General features: G+C 67.2%; 16 protein-coding genes. 6 read left to right on the top strand and 10 right to left on the bottom strand.

What is annotated here, in order from left to right:
- Nucleotides 1-36: 36 nt before the first annotated feature.
- The gene (locus E2E30_RS00080; protein ID WP_133186094.1) at nt 37-627 is read right to left on the bottom strand and encodes an HD domain-containing protein; all 591 of its coding nucleotides are present in this window, start codon (nt 625-627) and stop codon (nt 37-39) included.
- A 157-nt stretch (nt 628-784) separates the two neighbouring features.
- Here E2E30_RS00080 and E2E30_RS00075 point away from each other — a divergent pair, with 157 nt between their 5' ends.
- Together E2E30_RS00075 and E2E30_RS00070 are read left to right on the top strand one after the other, a co-directional pair.
- Nucleotides 785-1,909, top strand: coding sequence for a sensor histidine kinase (locus tag E2E30_RS00075; RefSeq protein WP_133186092.1), 1,125 nt, complete (start codon nt 785-787; stop codon nt 1,907-1,909).
- The gene (locus E2E30_RS00070; RefSeq protein ID WP_133186090.1) at nt 1,906-2,706 is read left to right on the top strand and encodes a LytR/AlgR family response regulator transcription factor; all 801 of its coding nucleotides are present in this window, start codon (nt 1,906-1,908) and stop codon (nt 2,704-2,706) included. Before E2E30_RS00075 ends, E2E30_RS00070 begins: the two co-directional genes overlap by 4 nt.
- A gap of 102 nt (nt 2,707-2,808) precedes the next feature.
- Here E2E30_RS00070 and E2E30_RS00065 read toward each other — a convergent pair whose 3' ends face one another.
- Both E2E30_RS00065 and E2E30_RS00060 read right to left on the bottom strand, forming a co-directional pair.
- A complete protein-coding gene (locus E2E30_RS00065; protein ID WP_133186088.1) occupies nt 2,809-3,081 on the bottom strand; it encodes a DUF3297 family protein in 273 nt (90 codons plus the stop codon).
- 96 nt (nt 3,082-3,177) lie between these two features.
- On the bottom strand, nt 3,178-3,561 hold the full coding sequence (locus E2E30_RS00060) for a hypothetical protein (RefSeq protein WP_133186086.1): 384 nt from the start codon (nt 3,559-3,561) through the stop codon (nt 3,178-3,180).
- Nucleotides 3,562-3,830: 269 nt separating this feature from the next.
- On the opposite strand from E2E30_RS00060, the gene E2E30_RS00055 reads away from it, so the two are divergent.
- Nucleotides 3,831-4,466, top strand: a complete 636-nt coding sequence (locus tag E2E30_RS00055) for a peptidylprolyl isomerase (RefSeq protein WP_240698986.1) — start codon at nt 3,831-3,833, stop codon at nt 4,464-4,466.
- Between the two features lie 13 nt (nt 4,467-4,479).
- Here E2E30_RS00055 and E2E30_RS00050 read toward each other — a convergent pair whose 3' ends face one another.
- From E2E30_RS00050 to E2E30_RS00035, 4 genes are all read right to left on the bottom strand, one after another.
- Complete coding sequence (locus tag E2E30_RS00050; protein WP_133186082.1) at nt 4,480-6,198, bottom strand: putative bifunctional diguanylate cyclase/phosphodiesterase; 1,719 nt, start codon at nt 6,196-6,198, stop codon at nt 4,480-4,482.
- Between the two features lie 66 nt (nt 6,199-6,264).
- On the bottom strand, nt 6,265-6,831 hold the full coding sequence (locus E2E30_RS00045) for a Smr/MutS family protein (RefSeq protein WP_133191843.1): 567 nt from the start codon (nt 6,829-6,831) through the stop codon (nt 6,265-6,267).
- A 56-nt stretch (nt 6,832-6,887) separates the two neighbouring features.
- On the bottom strand, nt 6,888-8,087 hold the full coding sequence (gene mltA / locus E2E30_RS00040; protein WP_335925414.1) for a murein transglycosylase A: 1,200 nt from the start codon (nt 8,085-8,087) through the stop codon (nt 6,888-6,890).
- 71 nt (nt 8,088-8,158) lie between these two features.
- The gene (locus tag E2E30_RS00035) at nt 8,159-8,803 is read right to left on the bottom strand and encodes a Tim44/TimA family putative adaptor protein (RefSeq protein WP_133186080.1); all 645 of its coding nucleotides are present in this window, start codon (nt 8,801-8,803) and stop codon (nt 8,159-8,161) included.
- A gap of 190 nt (nt 8,804-8,993) precedes the next feature.
- Between E2E30_RS00035 and secB the strand changes: the two genes are divergently transcribed.
- The 3 genes from secB (at nt 8,994) to trpS (ending at nt 12,233) form a co-directional block, all read left to right on the top strand.
- Nucleotides 8,994-9,506: a protein-export chaperone SecB gene (secB, locus tag E2E30_RS00030; protein WP_133186078.1), complete on the top strand. Its 513-nt coding sequence runs from the start codon at nt 8,994-8,996 to the stop codon at nt 9,504-9,506.
- A 129-nt stretch (nt 9,507-9,635) separates the two neighbouring features.
- Nucleotides 9,636-11,228, top strand: coding sequence for a murein biosynthesis integral membrane protein MurJ (gene murJ, locus E2E30_RS00025; protein WP_133186076.1), 1,593 nt, complete (start codon nt 9,636-9,638; stop codon nt 11,226-11,228).
- A 3-nt stretch (nt 11,229-11,231) separates the two neighbouring features.
- Nucleotides 11,232-12,233 carry a tryptophan--tRNA ligase gene (trpS, locus tag E2E30_RS00020; protein ID WP_133186074.1) on the top strand — a complete coding sequence of 334 codons (1,002 nt, stop codon included), beginning with the start codon at nt 11,232-11,234 and terminating at the stop codon, nt 12,231-12,233.
- Here trpS and E2E30_RS00015 read toward each other — a convergent pair.
- The 3 genes from E2E30_RS00015 to dnaA are packed head-to-tail and all read right to left on the bottom strand — an operon-like array spanning nt 12,230 to nt 14,302.
- Entirely contained in the window at nt 12,230-12,631 is a 402-nt protein-coding gene (locus E2E30_RS00015; protein ID WP_133186072.1) for a PIN domain-containing protein, read from the bottom strand. The genes trpS and E2E30_RS00015 overlap by 4 nt on opposite strands.
- Nucleotides 12,621-12,851 (bottom strand): AbrB/MazE/SpoVT family DNA-binding domain-containing protein, encoded by a 231-nt coding sequence (locus tag E2E30_RS00010; RefSeq protein ID WP_133186070.1) that lies wholly within the window; start codon nt 12,849-12,851, stop codon nt 12,621-12,623. Before E2E30_RS00010 ends, E2E30_RS00015 begins: the two co-directional genes overlap by 11 nt.
- Nucleotides 12,852-12,901: 50 nt before the next feature.
- The gene (gene dnaA, locus E2E30_RS00005) at nt 12,902-14,302 is read right to left on the bottom strand and encodes a chromosomal replication initiator protein DnaA (protein WP_133186068.1); all 1,401 of its coding nucleotides are present in this window, start codon (nt 14,300-14,302) and stop codon (nt 12,902-12,904) included.
- Nucleotides 14,303-14,314: the final 12 nt, after the last annotated feature.

Genomic DNA, 14,314 nt, shown 5'->3' with positions numbered 1-14,314 from the left:
CGTCCCCGCAAGGGGGCGGCGGTTTTCGTTTGGGCCTCACGCTTCCGCTGCGGCCTTGGCGTAGAGCGACTGAATCGGGCGCGCGAAGACGCGGCCGACCATCGGCTCGAAGAACGACAAAGGCGCGCTGTCATAGGTCGGGTCGAACGCCGCCTGATCGTATTTCTCGCAGAATTCGGCGCACGCCTCGAAATGCGGATGCCCGCGATATTGCTCGCGCAAGTCGCGGTCGCCGCCGATATAGTGGAAGAAGTAATAGCCCTGGAACACGCCGTGCGTGTTGGCGATCCAGTGGATTTGCTCCGACACGAACGGGCGCAGCATGGCAGCGCCGATCTCGGGATGGTTGTAGGTGCCGAGCGTGTCGCCGATGTCGTGGAGCAGCGCCATCACGACATAGGCCTCGTCGCGCCCGTCGCGGTGCGCGCGCGTCGCGGTCTGGAGCGAATGTTCGAGCCGGTCGACCGGGAAGCCGCCATAATCGCCGTCGAGCAGCTTGAGGTGCGTCAGCACGCGGTTGGGGAGCGTCCTGGCGAATTGGCCGAAATGGCCGGCGATCAGGCTCCAGTCGGCCTGGGTGCCGTGCTCCATCGCGGTGAATTGCGCGCGGTCGGGCTGGTCGTTCATGATGCTCTCCACGGTGTTATCGTCACCCCGGGCTTGTCCCGGGGTCCACCGTGCCTCGTGGACACAGCCCGCGGAATATGCGGCGCGGTGGACCCCGGGACAAGCCCGGGGTGACGGGTGCTTTGCGCAACGCGCCCAGCCGGGCTAAGACGGCCGGATGCCGCTTTTCACCCGACCCGCGATCTTCTCGCGGCCCTTCTTCGAGGATAAGGGCCGCGCCTTCTGGACGCTGCAAGCGGCCGGCTGGACCGGCTACCTCATCCTCCGCGGCGTCTCGAGCGTGTCGAATGCCGCCGACGTGTCGGTGGTGGTGCCGGTCGTGATCGAGTCGATCGTCGGCTACAGCATCACGCTGCTGCTCGCGACGGTGTACCATTATTACCGCCGCCAGCCGCGCTTCGCGATGGCGATCCTGACGATCATCACGCTCGCCGCCGCGACCTTGCTCTACGCGGTGCTCGACGCCTTCTCCTTCTCGTTCATCAAGCTGCAGAGCCCGGGGCTCAACATCAGCCTGGTGCTCGGCACGATCTTCCTCAACTTCACCGTGCTCGCGGGGTGGACCGCGCTCTATTTCGGGATCAATTTCTATCTGATCGTCGAGGACCAGATCGACCAGCTCGCGACACTCGAGAACACCGCATCCTCGGCGCAGCTCGCGATGCTGCGCTATCAACTCAACCCGCATTTCCTGTTCAACACGCTCAACTCGATCTCGACGCTGGTGCTGCTCAAGGAAACCGAGCGCGCCAATGCGATGCTCGGGCGGCTGTCGTCGTTCCTGCGCTACACGCTCGCCAACGAGCCGACCGCGCACGTCACGGTGCAGCAGGAGTTCGAGACGCTGAAACTGTATCTCGAGATCGAGAAGATGCGCTTCGAGGAGCGGTTGCGGCCGACCTTCGACGTCGATGTGCGCGTCGCCAAGGCGCGGCTGCCGTCGCTGCTGCTCCAGCCGCTCGTCGAAAACGCGATCAAATACGCGGTGACCCCGCAGGAAGATGGCGCCGAAATCGCCGTTACCGCGCGGCTCACCGGGGATCGGGTGCAGATCGTCGTATCCGACACCGGCCCCGGCTTGAACGAAACAAAGGCGCGGCAGAGCGTTTCTCCAAGCCAGGCTCTTTCAACCGGGGTTGGCCTTGCCAATATCAGGGAGAGGCTGGCCCAGGCTTACGGGCCGGACCACAAATTCGAGACGCGATCGATCCCGGGGGGCGGTTTCGGGGTCGAGATTGAAATCCCGTTCCAGCTCGAGGAACCGAAGAAAGAGTTTGCATGACGATCCGCACCATCCTCGTCGATGACGAAAAACTAGCTACCCAGGGGCTCGCGCTGCGCCTTGCCGCGCATGAAGACGTGGAAATCGTCGACACCTGCATGAACGGTCGCGAGGCAATCCGTGCGATCAAGACGCACAAGCCCGATCTGGTCTTTCTCGACATCCAGATGCCGGGGTTCGACGGCTTCTCGGTCGTTCAGGGGCTGATGGAGGTCGAGCCGCCGCTATTCGTGTTCGTCACCGCCTATTCCGACCATGCGCTGAAGGCGTTCGAGACCGACGCGGTCGATTATCTGATGAAGCCGGTCGAGGAATCGCGCCTGGCCGACACGCTCGACCGGGTGCGCCAGCGGCTGACCGAGAAGCGCGGGGTCGAGGAAGTCGACCGCTTGAAGGAAGTGATCGCCGAGATCGCGCCCGATTCGGTCGAGAACTTGGCCGATGGCGGCGAGCAGGTTTCGGCCAATCGCTTCGAGAAGCTGATCAACATCAAGGATCGCGGGCAGATCTTCCGCGTCGATGTCGACACGATCGAGCGGATCGATGCCGCGGGCGATTACATGTGCATCTACACCGGCGACAACACGCTGATCCTGCGCGAGACGATGAAGGATCTGGAGAAGCGGCTCGATCCGCGCCGGTTCCAGCGCGTGCATCGCTCGACGATCGTCAATCTCGATCTGGTCAAGGAAGTGAAGCCGCACACCAATGGCGAGTGTTTCCTGGTGTTGCAGTCGAACGCGCAGGTGAAGGTGTCGCGCTCGTATCGCGACGTGGTCGCGCGTTTCGTGCACTGATCGAACCCCGTCACCCTCGCGAAAGCGAGGGTCCCGCTTCTTCTTCTCGGGCAGGACAAGAAGCGGGATCCCCGCTTTCGCGGGGATGACGGCGGGGTCGTCTTACGCTGAGGCTTCCTCAGCACCCTCGGCCGGCCGCTCGAACCACGCCTCGACCTCGCCCGACAGCTTGAGCGTCAGCGGCTGGCCGTGGCGATCAACCTTCTTGCCGAGCGCGACGCGGATCCAGCCCTCGGAACGGCTATATTCCTCGACGTCGTGGCGCTGCTGGCCCTTGAAGCGGATGCCGATCCCGCGTGCGAGCGCGGCCTCGTCATAATGCGGGCTGCGCGGGTTGGAGGACAGGCGGTCTGGGGTCTGATCTGTATCGGTCATACCCCGGGCTCATGACGGAAAAATCGCCCCCACGCCAGACACGAAAACGGCGCGGAACCGAAGTCCCGCGCCGCATCGCCTCGCGCAGTCGCCAGTTTAGCGGCAGACGCGAACGTTGACCGGACGATCGTAATAGCCATCCCAGCGACGCTCGATGAAGCAGCGCTGCTCGTAGACCGGCTCGGCATAATAGCCGCTGTAATAGCCGCGATCGCGGTAATAGCCGTCATTGTAATAGCCATCGCGATAATAGCCGCGGTCACGGTAATAGCCACGGTTGGAGTTCGACGCGAGCGCTGCGCCGACGGCGAGGCCGGCAATCCCGGCGACGATCGCGGTCCCGCCACCGCCGCCGCCACGATAATAGCCGCCATGGCCACGATAGCCGCCCCAGCGCTGCGCTTCGGCGGGGGCTGCTGCGGTCAATGCGGTCGCGCCAAGGGCAAGGCCGAGACCGATCTTCTTCATCAGGTGGTTCATCTCGTATCTCCTCATTCCAAGCATTCCCCGTGCATCGCCAAATAACGCATCAGCGGGCTAGCTTGTTGCAAGCTGTAGGCGAGTCGGCCTGAACGGGTCTGGAATGCGCCATTTATGGGGCGTTCACCAAGCGCCGGGCACCATGCAGCCTGCGACGGTTGCGCACGTCGCAGCGCGCTGTATCGCCAGGGTTTCGGCGCGCGCCGCGCGGGCGAGCGACAACAAGGTTGGATGCGATGCGGTTTCGAACGAGTTTTTTGGCGCTGGCGATGGCAGGTACGGGGATCGCTGCGGGTACCTCCCCCGCAGCCGCGCCGCGCGAGCCAGCGGTGGTCCGCGTGCGCTTCGTCACCGCGGCCGGGCCGATCGTCGTCGCGCTCGATGCGCGGCACGCACCGGGGACGGTCGCCAATTTCCTCGCCTATGTCGATGACGGCCGCTTCGAGGGCACCAGCTTCTACCGCGCGACGCGGCGCAAGACCGCGCCGAACACCGGTTTCGTCCAGGGCGGGATCGGCACCGATTCGCACCGCATGCTCGGCGTCGTCCCGCTCGAGCCGACCAACAAGACCGGGATCAAGCATCTCGACGGCACGCTCTCGATGGCGCGCTACGAGCGCAGCGATTCGGGGTCAGGCAATTTCTCGATCATGGTGGGCGCCAATCCCTCGCTCGACGCACGGCCGGGGTTCATCGGCTATGCCGCGTTCGGGCGCGTGATCGTCGGGATGGATGTGGTCAAGCGGATGCTCGCGCGGCCGACGCTGCCCGGCGGCGACGGTGCGTTCAAGGGGCAGATGATGGCCAAGCCCGTCACGATCGTCCGCGCCGAGCGGCTCGACGGCGTCGCCAAGCCGACCGGCGGGATGAAGGTGTGGCAGATGCTGCGCGGCGTGAAACGCTGAGCGGCACGCGCCGTCAGCCGCGCCAGCCGACCCCCGCCAGGACCGCACCATCGCCGACCGCGCGGCGCACGCTGCCGCGGCTCCACGCGACGAACGCCGATTCCTCCATCGGCGCGGCGATCGCATAGCCCTGCATCACGTCGCAGCCGATGATGCGCAGGATATCGACTTGCGCTTGCGTCTCGACCCCTTCGGCAACCGCCTCGCAGCCGAGCGCGTGGATCACGCCGACCACCGCCTGCGCGATCATCCGCGCGGCGGCATCGTCGGCGACGGGCGCGACCAGACTGCGGTCGAGCTTGATCCGGTCGATCGGCAGCGCGCGCAGCCGCGAGAGGTTCGAATAGCCCGTCCCGAAATCGTCGATCGCGATCGTCGCGCCGGCGGCGCGGAGCTGCACGATCGCATCGAGGACGTCGTCGCTGCACTGCATCGCCAGCGTCTCGCTGATTTCGAGCTCGAGCAGATGCGCGGGGGCGCGCGCGCGGTGGAGCGCGGCGCGCAGCCCGTGGAAGAAGCGCGCATGATCGATCTGGCGCGGCGAAACGTTGACCGAAAGCCGCTGCTCGATCCCGATCCGCCCCCAACGCGCGATCGTCGCGGCGACCGAATCGACCACCCAGTCGCCGATATCGACGATCATCCCGGTCTCCTCGGCACAATCGAGGAAGGTCAGCGGCAAGCGCATCCCCTCGCGCGGGTGGCGCCAGCGGAGCAGCGCTTCGGCCCCGACGATCCGGCCGTGATCGACGCTGATCTGCGGCTGGAAGACGAGCGCGAATTCGTCGCGGTCGATCGCTTCGCGCAGATCGCCCTCGAGCGTCGCGCGCGCGGCGATGCGCGCGGCGAGCTCGACGCTGAATGGTTCGGCGCGCCCGCGTCCGCTGCCCTTGGCATGGTACATCGCGGCATCGGCGGCACGCATCAGCTCGGTCAGCGTCACGCCGTGTTCGGGGCACAGCGCCATGCCGATCGACGCGCCGATCGAGACGTTGGCGCCGCCCAGGTCGAACGGCTCGGCGAGCGCGCGCAGGATGTCGCAGCCGATCTTCGCGGCATCGCCGGCCGCGCCGATCGCGGGGAAGAACATCGTGAATTCGTCGCCGGCAAGCCGACCGATCAGCGGCGGCACGCCGTCGGGCTCGCGGGCGATGCTGTCGGCAACGGCGCGCAGACGATTGGCCACCATGCCGAGCAATGCGTCGCCACAGGCATGCCCCATCGTATCGTTGACCACCTTGAAGCGATCGAGATCGATGAAGAACAGGCCACCGCGCGTGTCCCGCGTGGTCGCGGGCGGCGTCGCGAGCATTCGCTCGCACGTCGCGCGGAAGTTGCTGCGGTTGGCGAGGCCCGTCACCGGATCGAACATCGCCAGGCGCTGGACGCCGTCGAGATGCGCGGTCATTTGCGTGAACAGGCTTTCCATCGCGCGCGCGAGTTGCGGAACGTTCTCGCCGATCTCGGGCGGGATCGCGCTGGCGAGGTCGCCCTCGGCGGCATGCGCCAGCCGTTCGATCGCGGCGTCGATCGCGCCGGCGGTGCCTGCGATGCTGCGCTCGGCCGCGGCCCAGCACATCGCCGCGCAGACCACCGCCGGGATCAACGCCCGCGTCAGATTATCGAGCTGGACGCCCCCCGCCGACGTCGCAAGCACCGCGAGGAAGAAGGCGACAGCCCCGGCGCAAATCGCAAAAACGACCGCGCGACTCTTGAGCGTGACCTCGTCCATTGTAGCAGTGCGCGACTCCTGACCCGATCGTTTGCGCGGGCTTGGCAGGACCTTCGCAGCAAAAGGTTAAGAGTTTTGTGATGCCCGCAAACGCTTGAGGACAATATACAAAGCCCCCGCCCCGCCATGCCGCGGATGCGCCCCGCGCACCGCAGCGATCGCTGCGGAGTGGCGCGATCCGGCGAGCCAGTCGCCCGTCGCCGCGCGGATCGCACCGCGCGCATGCGGACGTTCGCTCGCCGGACGCGGCGGCTTGCCGGTGACGAGCAGGATCACGCGGTCGCCGGCCCGGATCGCGGCATCGAGCGCGGCGTCGAGCAGGTCATACGCCGAATGGAGCGTGTGGCCGTGGAGGTCGATCGTGCGGTCGGGCGAGACGAGCCCGCGCGACAGCTGGCGATCCCAGCTACCATCGAGCGTGTTGCCGGGCGGCTTGGGGGGCGCGGCGATCGAAATGCCCTTGCGGCCGAGCGGCGGGACCGAGCCGACCGTCCCCTTGCCGAGCAACGCGCCGAACGATGGGAGAGGTTTTTCGGGGATGCGCATCGCGGGAACGGGGCGACGTTCGACCGGCGCGACCGGGACCGCCTTGGCGGCGGGCGCGACCGCGCGCAGCGGGCGGACCCCCGCCATCACGCGCGCCCACAGCGCGGCTTCCTCGGGACGGAGCGGGCGCGATCCCACCCCTGTCAGCCCGCCGTCGCAGCACCCAGGCGCTGCAGCGTGCCGACCGGCAGCAGCAGGAACGCGGTGCCGCGCGCCGCCATTCCGCCCGCCGTCGCCGCCGCATCGGCGCCTGCGCCCCAGAAGGTGTCGATCCGGTTGGCGCCCTTGATCGCGCCGCCGGTATCCTGTGCGATCCACAAGCGGCTCGCATCGGCGCGGTCCATCGACAGCAAAACCGGCGCGCCGAGCGGCACGAAATGTGGATCAGCCGCAGCACTCACCCCGCCCGTTACCGCAATGCCGAGCGCGCCGAGCGCCGGCCCGGTCTGTTCGCGGAAGAACACGTAGCTCTTATTCTCGCGCATGATCGCGCGGCCCTCTTCGGGATGATCGTGCAGCCAACCGACAATGCCCTGCATCGAGCTCTGCCCGGGCGCGAGCAGCCCGCGCTGCTTCATCAGCGCGCCGATGCCGGTGTAATCGCGGCCGTTCTGGCTCTCATAGCCGATCCGCATCACCGATCCGTCGGGCAGCCGCAGCCGGCCCGAGCCCTGGACTTGCAGGAAGAACAGTTCGATCGGATCGGCCGCCCAGGCGATGATCGGCGCACGGCCGTCGAGCGAGCCCTGCTCGATCGCGGTGCGATCGTCATAGGGGACGAAGCTCTTGCCCGCGACACGACCGCGGATCTTCTTGCCCTTGAGCGTATCGCTGAACAGGCCGAGATCGACATCGACGAGGTCGGACGGACGCGCGTAGATCGGCACCTCGTACCCGCGTCGCCGATCGCGCGAGCCGCGGATCTCGGGCTCGTAATAGCCCGTCGCGAACGCCTTGCCGTCGCCGACTTGGACTGCTTCGAAATATTGCGCGAAGAACGCGCGCGCCCCGCCGGAACGGACGCTTGGCGCGGCGGCGCACGCTGGCTGCCAGTCGGCGCCCTGCGTCAGGCCCGTGGCGTCGGTGCGGCGTTGCAGTGAGGGGCAAGTCGCGCGGAAGGCGACGAGCGCGCGCTCGGCCTGCGCATCGTCGATCGGCAAGCTGTAGAGCGGCGGCCCGGCGATGACGCCCGCGCTACGCGCGGTCGGCCCGGGCGCGGTGACGGCCTGGGTCGGAGCGATCGGCGTTGCCGGTACGGGGCGCCGGACGGGAGTCTGCCCGTTGCCGATAGCGCGGGGGCGTTCGACTTGCCCACCGCCGCAGGCCGCGAGGAAAAGCGCCAACGCGGTTACGCCAACGGACTTTCCGTACCGAAGGCCGGAAAGCGAAACCCGAACGTCCCCCCGCACCGGGATCACGCCTCGTCGGTGTCGGCGAGCTTCCAGTTCGGATCGCTGCTCTTGAGCGTCCGCGCGAAGGTCCAGGCGTCGTGCGTCTCGACCGCGTCGCTCATCGAGCCGGCGATGACGGTGTTCTCGGCATCGCGCGTGACCGCGGCGATATCGGCGTCGAAGCGCACCGTGATGCGCGCAACCTTGCCCTCGAGCGTCGCGTCGGAGATCACCGCGCGTTCGATCGAGACCAGACGATTTTCAAGAACATGGCCCGCGGTGTTGCGCGCTTCGATCGCAGCGACGAACGCCTCGCGCACATCGTCCTCGGCGAGCCAGGCGAGTTCTTCCTCGTCGCCCTTCCAGAACGCCTCGAGGATCATGCGATACGCCGCCTTCGATCCATCAAGGAAACGCGCCACGTCGAACGACGAGTCGCCCGCGATGATCGCGCGGATGCCGGCCTCGGCCTTGGGCTCGACCAGCCGGCTGACCGGCTCGCGGCTTTCGCCGGGCATTTCGGTCGGGCGTTGCACCAGCGTCAGCGGCGCGCGGTCCTCGGCGGGTTTGGGCAAGGGCTGCTCATGCCCGGTGCGCTTGCCGAGCACCATGTACAGACGCAGCGCCAGAAAACCGGCGACCATCGCGAGGATAACAATCAGGAACACGCGGCCTCCAGGGCTTTCACTAGACACGCTACATAGGCATAAACCGCCGCTGTTTCAAACGACGTGATTGTACGCGGTGCCTGTCAAAGCCGTGGGGCCTCGGTTGAACTCGGTCCCACCCCCTGCTAGGCGCGCGCCTTCCATGCCACAACGCTGTGGCGACTATACGGCCAAAGCAAGGACGAGTTCCATGAGCGAGCAGGATGACGGCTTCATCACCACCACGGTCGACGGCGCGCCGTTGGCAAACGGGGCCGATACGACCCCGGCGGCGGGTCTGATCTCGCAATATGTCAAGGACTTCTCGTTCGAGAACCCCAACGCCCCGGCGATCTTCCAGAACCCGACGCCGCCGGCGATCGACGTCCAGTTCAACATCGCCTCGGCGCAGGTCGGCGAGGACGTCTATGAAATCGTCCTGCGGATCGAAGTGAAGGCCGAGGCCGAGGGCACCGTCGCGTTCCTCGTCGACCTTTCCTATGCCGGGCTGTTCGGGCTGCGCAATTTCCCGCTCGAGCATCTCCAGCCGTTCCTGCTGGCGGAAGCGCCGCGGCTGATCTTCCCGTTCGCGCGCCGCGTGCTCGCCGATGCTGTCCGCGACGGCGGCTTCCCGCCGCTGCTGCTCGAGCCGATCGATTTCGGCGCGGTGTTCCTGCAGCAGCAGGAAGCCGGCGAAGCCTCGGGCGCGTTCGGCACGGCATAATCTTGCCGCGTCACCCCGGGCTTGTCCCGGGGTCCACCGCGCCGCACACTCTCCGCCGATCGGCGCGCGGCCCGGTGGACCCCGGAACAAGTCCGGGGTGACGAAAAGGGTTGTCGGGCTAATGACGCAATGAACCTCGTCAAATCCCTTGGCTCGGTCGGCGGGCTGACGCTCGTCAGCCGGGTGCTCGCCTTGCTGCGCGATTCGCTCGCCGCGCGCTATGTCGGCGCGGGGTTCGCATCGGATGCCTTCAACGGCGTCGCCTTCCGCTTGCCCAACATGTTCCGCGCGCTGTTCGCGGAGGGCGCCTTCTCGGCCGCCTTCATCCCGCTGTTCAACAAGAAGGCCGCGGGGCCCGAGGGCCTCCCCGCCGGCTATGCCTTTGCCGAGCGCGCGCTGGCCGTGCTGCTGCCGGTGCTGATCGTCTTCACGGTCGCGATGTTGCTCGCCGCCTGGCCGATCACCTATCTGCTGTCGGGCGGGTTCGCGCGCCAGCATCCGAGCCACGCGCAATTCGCCTTCGCGGTCATGCTGTCGCGGATCACCCTGCCCTATCTCGCTTTGATCTCGCTCGCGTCGTTGCTCGGTGGGATTCTCAACTCGCTCGACAAATTCTGGGTCAATGCCGCCGCGCCGATCCTGCTCAACCTCGCGATGATCGGCGGCCTGTGGTTCTTCCACGGCGCCGACGAATATGAGACCGCGCGCGTCCAGGCGATCTCGGTCACGGTCGGCGGGGTGCTGCAACTCGCCTGGCTGATCCTCGCGTGCCACCGTGCCGGGGTCGACATGCGGCTGCGGATGCCGCGGCTCGACAAGGATGTGCGCGAAATGCTGCGGCTGATCGTCCCCGCCGCGGCGGGCGCGGGCGCGTCGCAGATCAATCTGCTGATCTCGACCTCGCTCGCCGGCAGCCTGCTGGCGTCGGGCTCGATCACGTACATCTATTATGCCGACCGGCTCAACCAGCTCCCGCTCGGGCTGATCGGGATCGGGCTCGGCACGATCCTGCTCCCGACGATCTCGCGGCTGCTGTCGTCGGGGCAGGACGCGGCGGCGATGGAGACGCAGAATCGCGGGATCGAGCTTGCGCTGTTCCTCACGCTCCCCGCTACGATCGCCTTCCTCGTCGCCGCCGAGCCGATCGTCCGCGGGCTGTTCGAATATGGCAAGTTCGGCGCGATGGACGCCAAGCGCTGCGGCTGGGCGCTGAGCGCCTTCTCGATCGGGCTGCCGTCGTACGTGCTCGTCAAGGTGCTGACGCCGGGCTATTACGCGCGCGGCGATACGCGGACGCCGGTGCGCTATGCGATGCTGTCGATCGGGGTCAATATCGTCGGCAATCTCATTCTGATCCCGCTGATCGGCCATGTCGGCCCGCCGCTGGCGACCGCGCTCGCCTCCACCGTCAACGTGGCGATGCTCTACCGCACGCTCGCTGTGCGCGGGCATTTCGTCGCCGATGCGGGGCTGCGCCGCAAGGTGCCGCGGCTGCTGCTGGCAGCGCTGCTGATGGGCGCGACGATCTACGCGTTCGAGCAATTGCTCGATCCGTATCTCACCGGGCCGCTGATCGTGCGCTACGGCGCGCTCGGCGTGCTGGTCGGCGCGGGCGGTGCGGTCTATGGCGTGGCGTGCTTCGTCACCGGCGCGTATCGCATCGCCGACATCAAGGCGTTGTTGCGCAAGCGCGGCGCGACCTCAAAACCCGTTCAGGAATAACCCATGCGCGTTCTCTCCGGCATCCAGCCCACCGGCAATCTCCACCTCGGCAACTATCTCGGCGCGATCCGCCAGTGGGTGGCGATGCAGGACACGATGGCGGCGGGCGACGAATGCCTGTTTTTCCTGGCCGACCTGCACGCGCTGTCGCAGCCGGTCGTGCCGGCTGAGCTGAACGCGCACACCACCGAGATGGCGGCGACGCTGCTCGCGTGCGGGATCGATTCGCAGCGCTCGATCCTGTTCAACCAGGCACGCGTGCCGGCGCATTCGGCGCTGCACTGGATCCTTGGCGGCACCGCGCGGATGGGCTGGCTCAGCCGGATGACGCAGTGGAAGGACAAGGCCGGCAAGAAGGGCGAGACGCAAAGCGTCGGGCTGTTCACCTATCCCGTGCTGCAAGCCGCCGACGTCCTGCTCTACCAGGCGACGCACGTGCCGGTGGGCGAGGACCAGAAGCAGCATCTCGAGCTCGCGCGCGACATCGCGGTCAAGTTCAACAGCGATTACGGCGACACCTTCACTCTGCCCGAACCCTTCATCTCGAAGGCCGCGCCGCGGATCATGAGCTTGCGCGATGCGAGCGGGAAGATGTCGAAGTCGGACCCGAGCGATGCGTCGCGGATCAACCTGGTCGATTCGGACGAGCTGATCGCGAGCAAGGTCCGCAAGGCAAAGTCGGATGCCGACGGCCTGCCGGGCGAGGTCGCGGGGCTCGCCGATCGGCCCGAGGCGAAGAACCTCGTGACGATCTATGCAGCGCTCGAAGGGAGCACGCCCGACGCGGTGCTGGCGCAGTTCGCGGGGCAAGGCTTCGGCGCGTTCAAGCCTGCGCTCGCCGATCTGGCGGTCGCGACGCTGTCGCCGATCCGCGAGCGGTTGACGGCGTTGCTGGATGATCGCGCGGCGGTGAGCGCGGTGCTCGCCGACGGCGCGGCGCGCGCGGCAGTGCTGGCGGCGCCGACGCTCGCCAAGGCGCAGGCGGCGGTGGGGCTGCAGGTCTAAGCGGCGAACGGGTTGCGGATCGTCAAGCGGCGGTCGATGACGAGGCCGTCGTGCATGTCTTCGGACCACAGGGTATCGCAGTCGGCGAGCAGCGCCGCGGCGACGATCGCGCAGTCGTAAAACGCAAAACGGTGCCGTTCGCGGACTTCCAGCGCCAATTCGTGAATCTCGATCGAAACCGGGATCGTTCGCATCGCGCCGCGAATCCCGGCTAGGAATAGGTCGAGTTGGGCCATCGACATCCCGAACTTGCGGAGCCCGACATTGGCGATCTCGTTCAGGACCTGAACGCTGATCACACCACCTTTCGACAGGAGCGACTCGGCGCGATCGGCTTTTGGCGACGTGCCCGCAGCGAGATAGAGCGGAACGTTGCTGTCGAAAAAGCTACCGGGCATTCGCTTCGTCACGGTCGAACTTGAAGTCCGCGGGCATCATCCCCCGAAACTGCCGCAGACCTATGATCGCCTCTTCGGGCGTCATCTTGCGCGAAATGCGGATCGACCCGTCTAGCTGAACCCGCACATCGAGCTCCTCGCCAAGCTCTACCGCGAGCGCCTCGACCATTTCCTTGGGCAAACGGACCGCGAAGTCGTCGCCCCACTTCGCCAACTGCATCGCCTGTCTCCGAATACGGCCTTGGCCATACCGGAATTTCGGCGCGCTCGCTATCCCTCGAGCTCGCGCAGCAGCACGCGCACCGCGGTGTCGATCTCGCGATCGGTGTCGCGCAGTTCCTCGATCCGGCGGACCGCGTGGATCACGGTCGAATGGTCGCGCCCGCCGAACTTGCGCCCGATCTCGGGGAGCGAGCGCGTCGTCAGCCGCTTGGCGAGGTACATCGCGATCTGGCGCGGGCGGGCCACCACCACCGCGCGGCGCGCCGACACCAGATCGACCGGCTTCAATTCGAAATGCGCCGAGACCGCCTTCTGGATCTCGTCGATCGTCACGCGGCGTTCCGCCCCGCGCAGCACGTCACCAAGCGTCGCCACGGCAAATTCGAGATCGACCTCGACCCCGGTGAGCTGCGCATAGGCCACGACGCGGTTGAGCGCGCCCTCGAGGTCGCGGATGCTCGCGGTGATGCGCGCGGCGAGCAGGTCGAGCACGTCGCCCGGCACCTTCGCGCCGGGCATGTCGAGCAGCTTGCGGGTCAGCACCGCGCGGCGCAGCGCCAGGTCGGAATTCTTGATATCGGCGACGAGGCCGCACGACAGCCGCGACATGATCCGCGCCTCGACCCCGTCGAGCCCCTGCGGGCAGCGATCGGCCGAGATGACGAGGCGTTTGCCCGCACCCATCACTTCGTTGATCGTGTGGAAGAACTCTTCCTGCGTCGAATCCTTGCCGGCGATGAACTGGAGGTCGTCGACCAGCAGCAGATCGGCCGAGCGCAGCCGCAGCTTGAAGCTGTGCGTGTCGCGGCTGCGCAGCGCCTGGACGAAGTCGAACATGAAGCGCTCGGCCGACATCATCAGCACACGCGCCTCGGGCACTGCCGCGAGGTAGGCAGCGCCGATCGCGTGCATCAAGTGGCTCTTGCCCTGCCCCGTGCCGCTGTGGAGGAAGAGCGGGCTGAAACGCGGCACGCCGGGCTCGGCGAGCGCCTTGGCGGCGTTGAACGCGACGCGGTTCGACGCATCGACGACGAAGCGGTCGAAGGTGAAGCGCGGATCGAGCGTCGGACGGTCGGCGATGACCACTGGCTCGGCCGGCGCGACGGGCGCGGGCGCTGGCTCGGCCTTGAGCACGGGCGTCGGCGCCGCCGCCATCCCGGTCTCGATCGCCACGCTGCGGACGCTCGGCACCAGCGCGCGGAATTCCTGCAGCAGCCGGTCGCCGTAATGGTTGCGCACCCAGTTCGTCATGAACGCCGACGGCAGCGTCAGCCGTACCGTCTCGCCGTCCCCGCCCGCGACAAGCGCGATCGGCTTGAGCCATTGATCGAACAACCGCACCCCGGCCGATTCGCGCAGATGTGTCCGCACCGTGTTCCAGGCGCGCGCGACCGTATCGGCCTGCCCGCCGGCAAAGTCGGTATCGTGCGCGTCACCCCCCCTGTTCACCGTCAAGACCAC

Source organism: Sphingomonas sp. AAP5, from assembly GCF_004354345.1.
GTDB lineage: Bacteria > Pseudomonadota > Alphaproteobacteria > Sphingomonadales > Sphingomonadaceae > Sphingomonas > Sphingomonas glacialis.
Note: the sequence above shows the minus strand (reverse complement) of the source record. Positions and strands in the feature narration are given on the sequence as shown.

Bases quoted from the DNA above. Each gene is read 5' to 3' on its own strand.
- trpS (WP_133186074.1), top strand. From the start codon at position 11,232: ATGCGCGTTCTCTCCGGCATCCAGCCCACCGGCAATCTCCACCTCGGC.
- E2E30_RS00050 (WP_133186082.1), bottom strand. From the start codon at position 6,198: ATGGACGAGGTCACGCTCAAGAGTCGCGCGGTCGTTTTTGCGATTTGC.
- E2E30_RS00015 (WP_133186072.1), bottom strand. From the start codon at position 12,631: ATGCCCGGTAGCTTTTTCGACAGCAACGTTCCGCTCTATCTCGCTGCG.
- E2E30_RS00065 (WP_133186088.1), bottom strand. From the start codon at position 3,081: ATGACCGATACAGATCAGACCCCAGACCGCCTGTCCTCCAACCCGCGC.
- secB (WP_133186078.1), top strand. From the start codon at position 8,994: ATGAGCGAGCAGGATGACGGCTTCATCACCACCACGGTCGACGGCGCG.
- E2E30_RS00080 (WP_133186094.1), bottom strand. From the start codon at position 627: ATGAACGACCAGCCCGACCGCGCGCAATTCACCGCGATGGAGCACGGC.
- murJ (WP_133186076.1), top strand. From the start codon at position 9,636: ATGAACCTCGTCAAATCCCTTGGCTCGGTCGGCGGGCTGACGCTCGTC.
- E2E30_RS00070 (WP_133186090.1), top strand. From the start codon at position 1,906: ATGACGATCCGCACCATCCTCGTCGATGACGAAAAACTAGCTACCCAG.
- E2E30_RS00045 (WP_133191843.1), bottom strand. From the start codon at position 6,831: ATGGCGGGGGTCCGCCCGCTGCGCGCGGTCGCGCCCGCCGCCAAGGCG.
- E2E30_RS00055 (WP_240698986.1), top strand. From the start codon at position 3,831: ATGGCAGGTACGGGGATCGCTGCGGGTACCTCCCCCGCAGCCGCGCCG.
- E2E30_RS00010 (WP_133186070.1), bottom strand. From the start codon at position 12,851: ATGCAGTTGGCGAAGTGGGGCGACGACTTCGCGGTCCGTTTGCCCAAG.
- E2E30_RS00075 (WP_133186092.1), top strand. From the start codon at position 785: ATGCCGCTTTTCACCCGACCCGCGATCTTCTCGCGGCCCTTCTTCGAG.
- E2E30_RS00060 (WP_133186086.1), bottom strand. From the start codon at position 3,561: ATGAACCACCTGATGAAGAAGATCGGTCTCGGCCTTGCCCTTGGCGCG.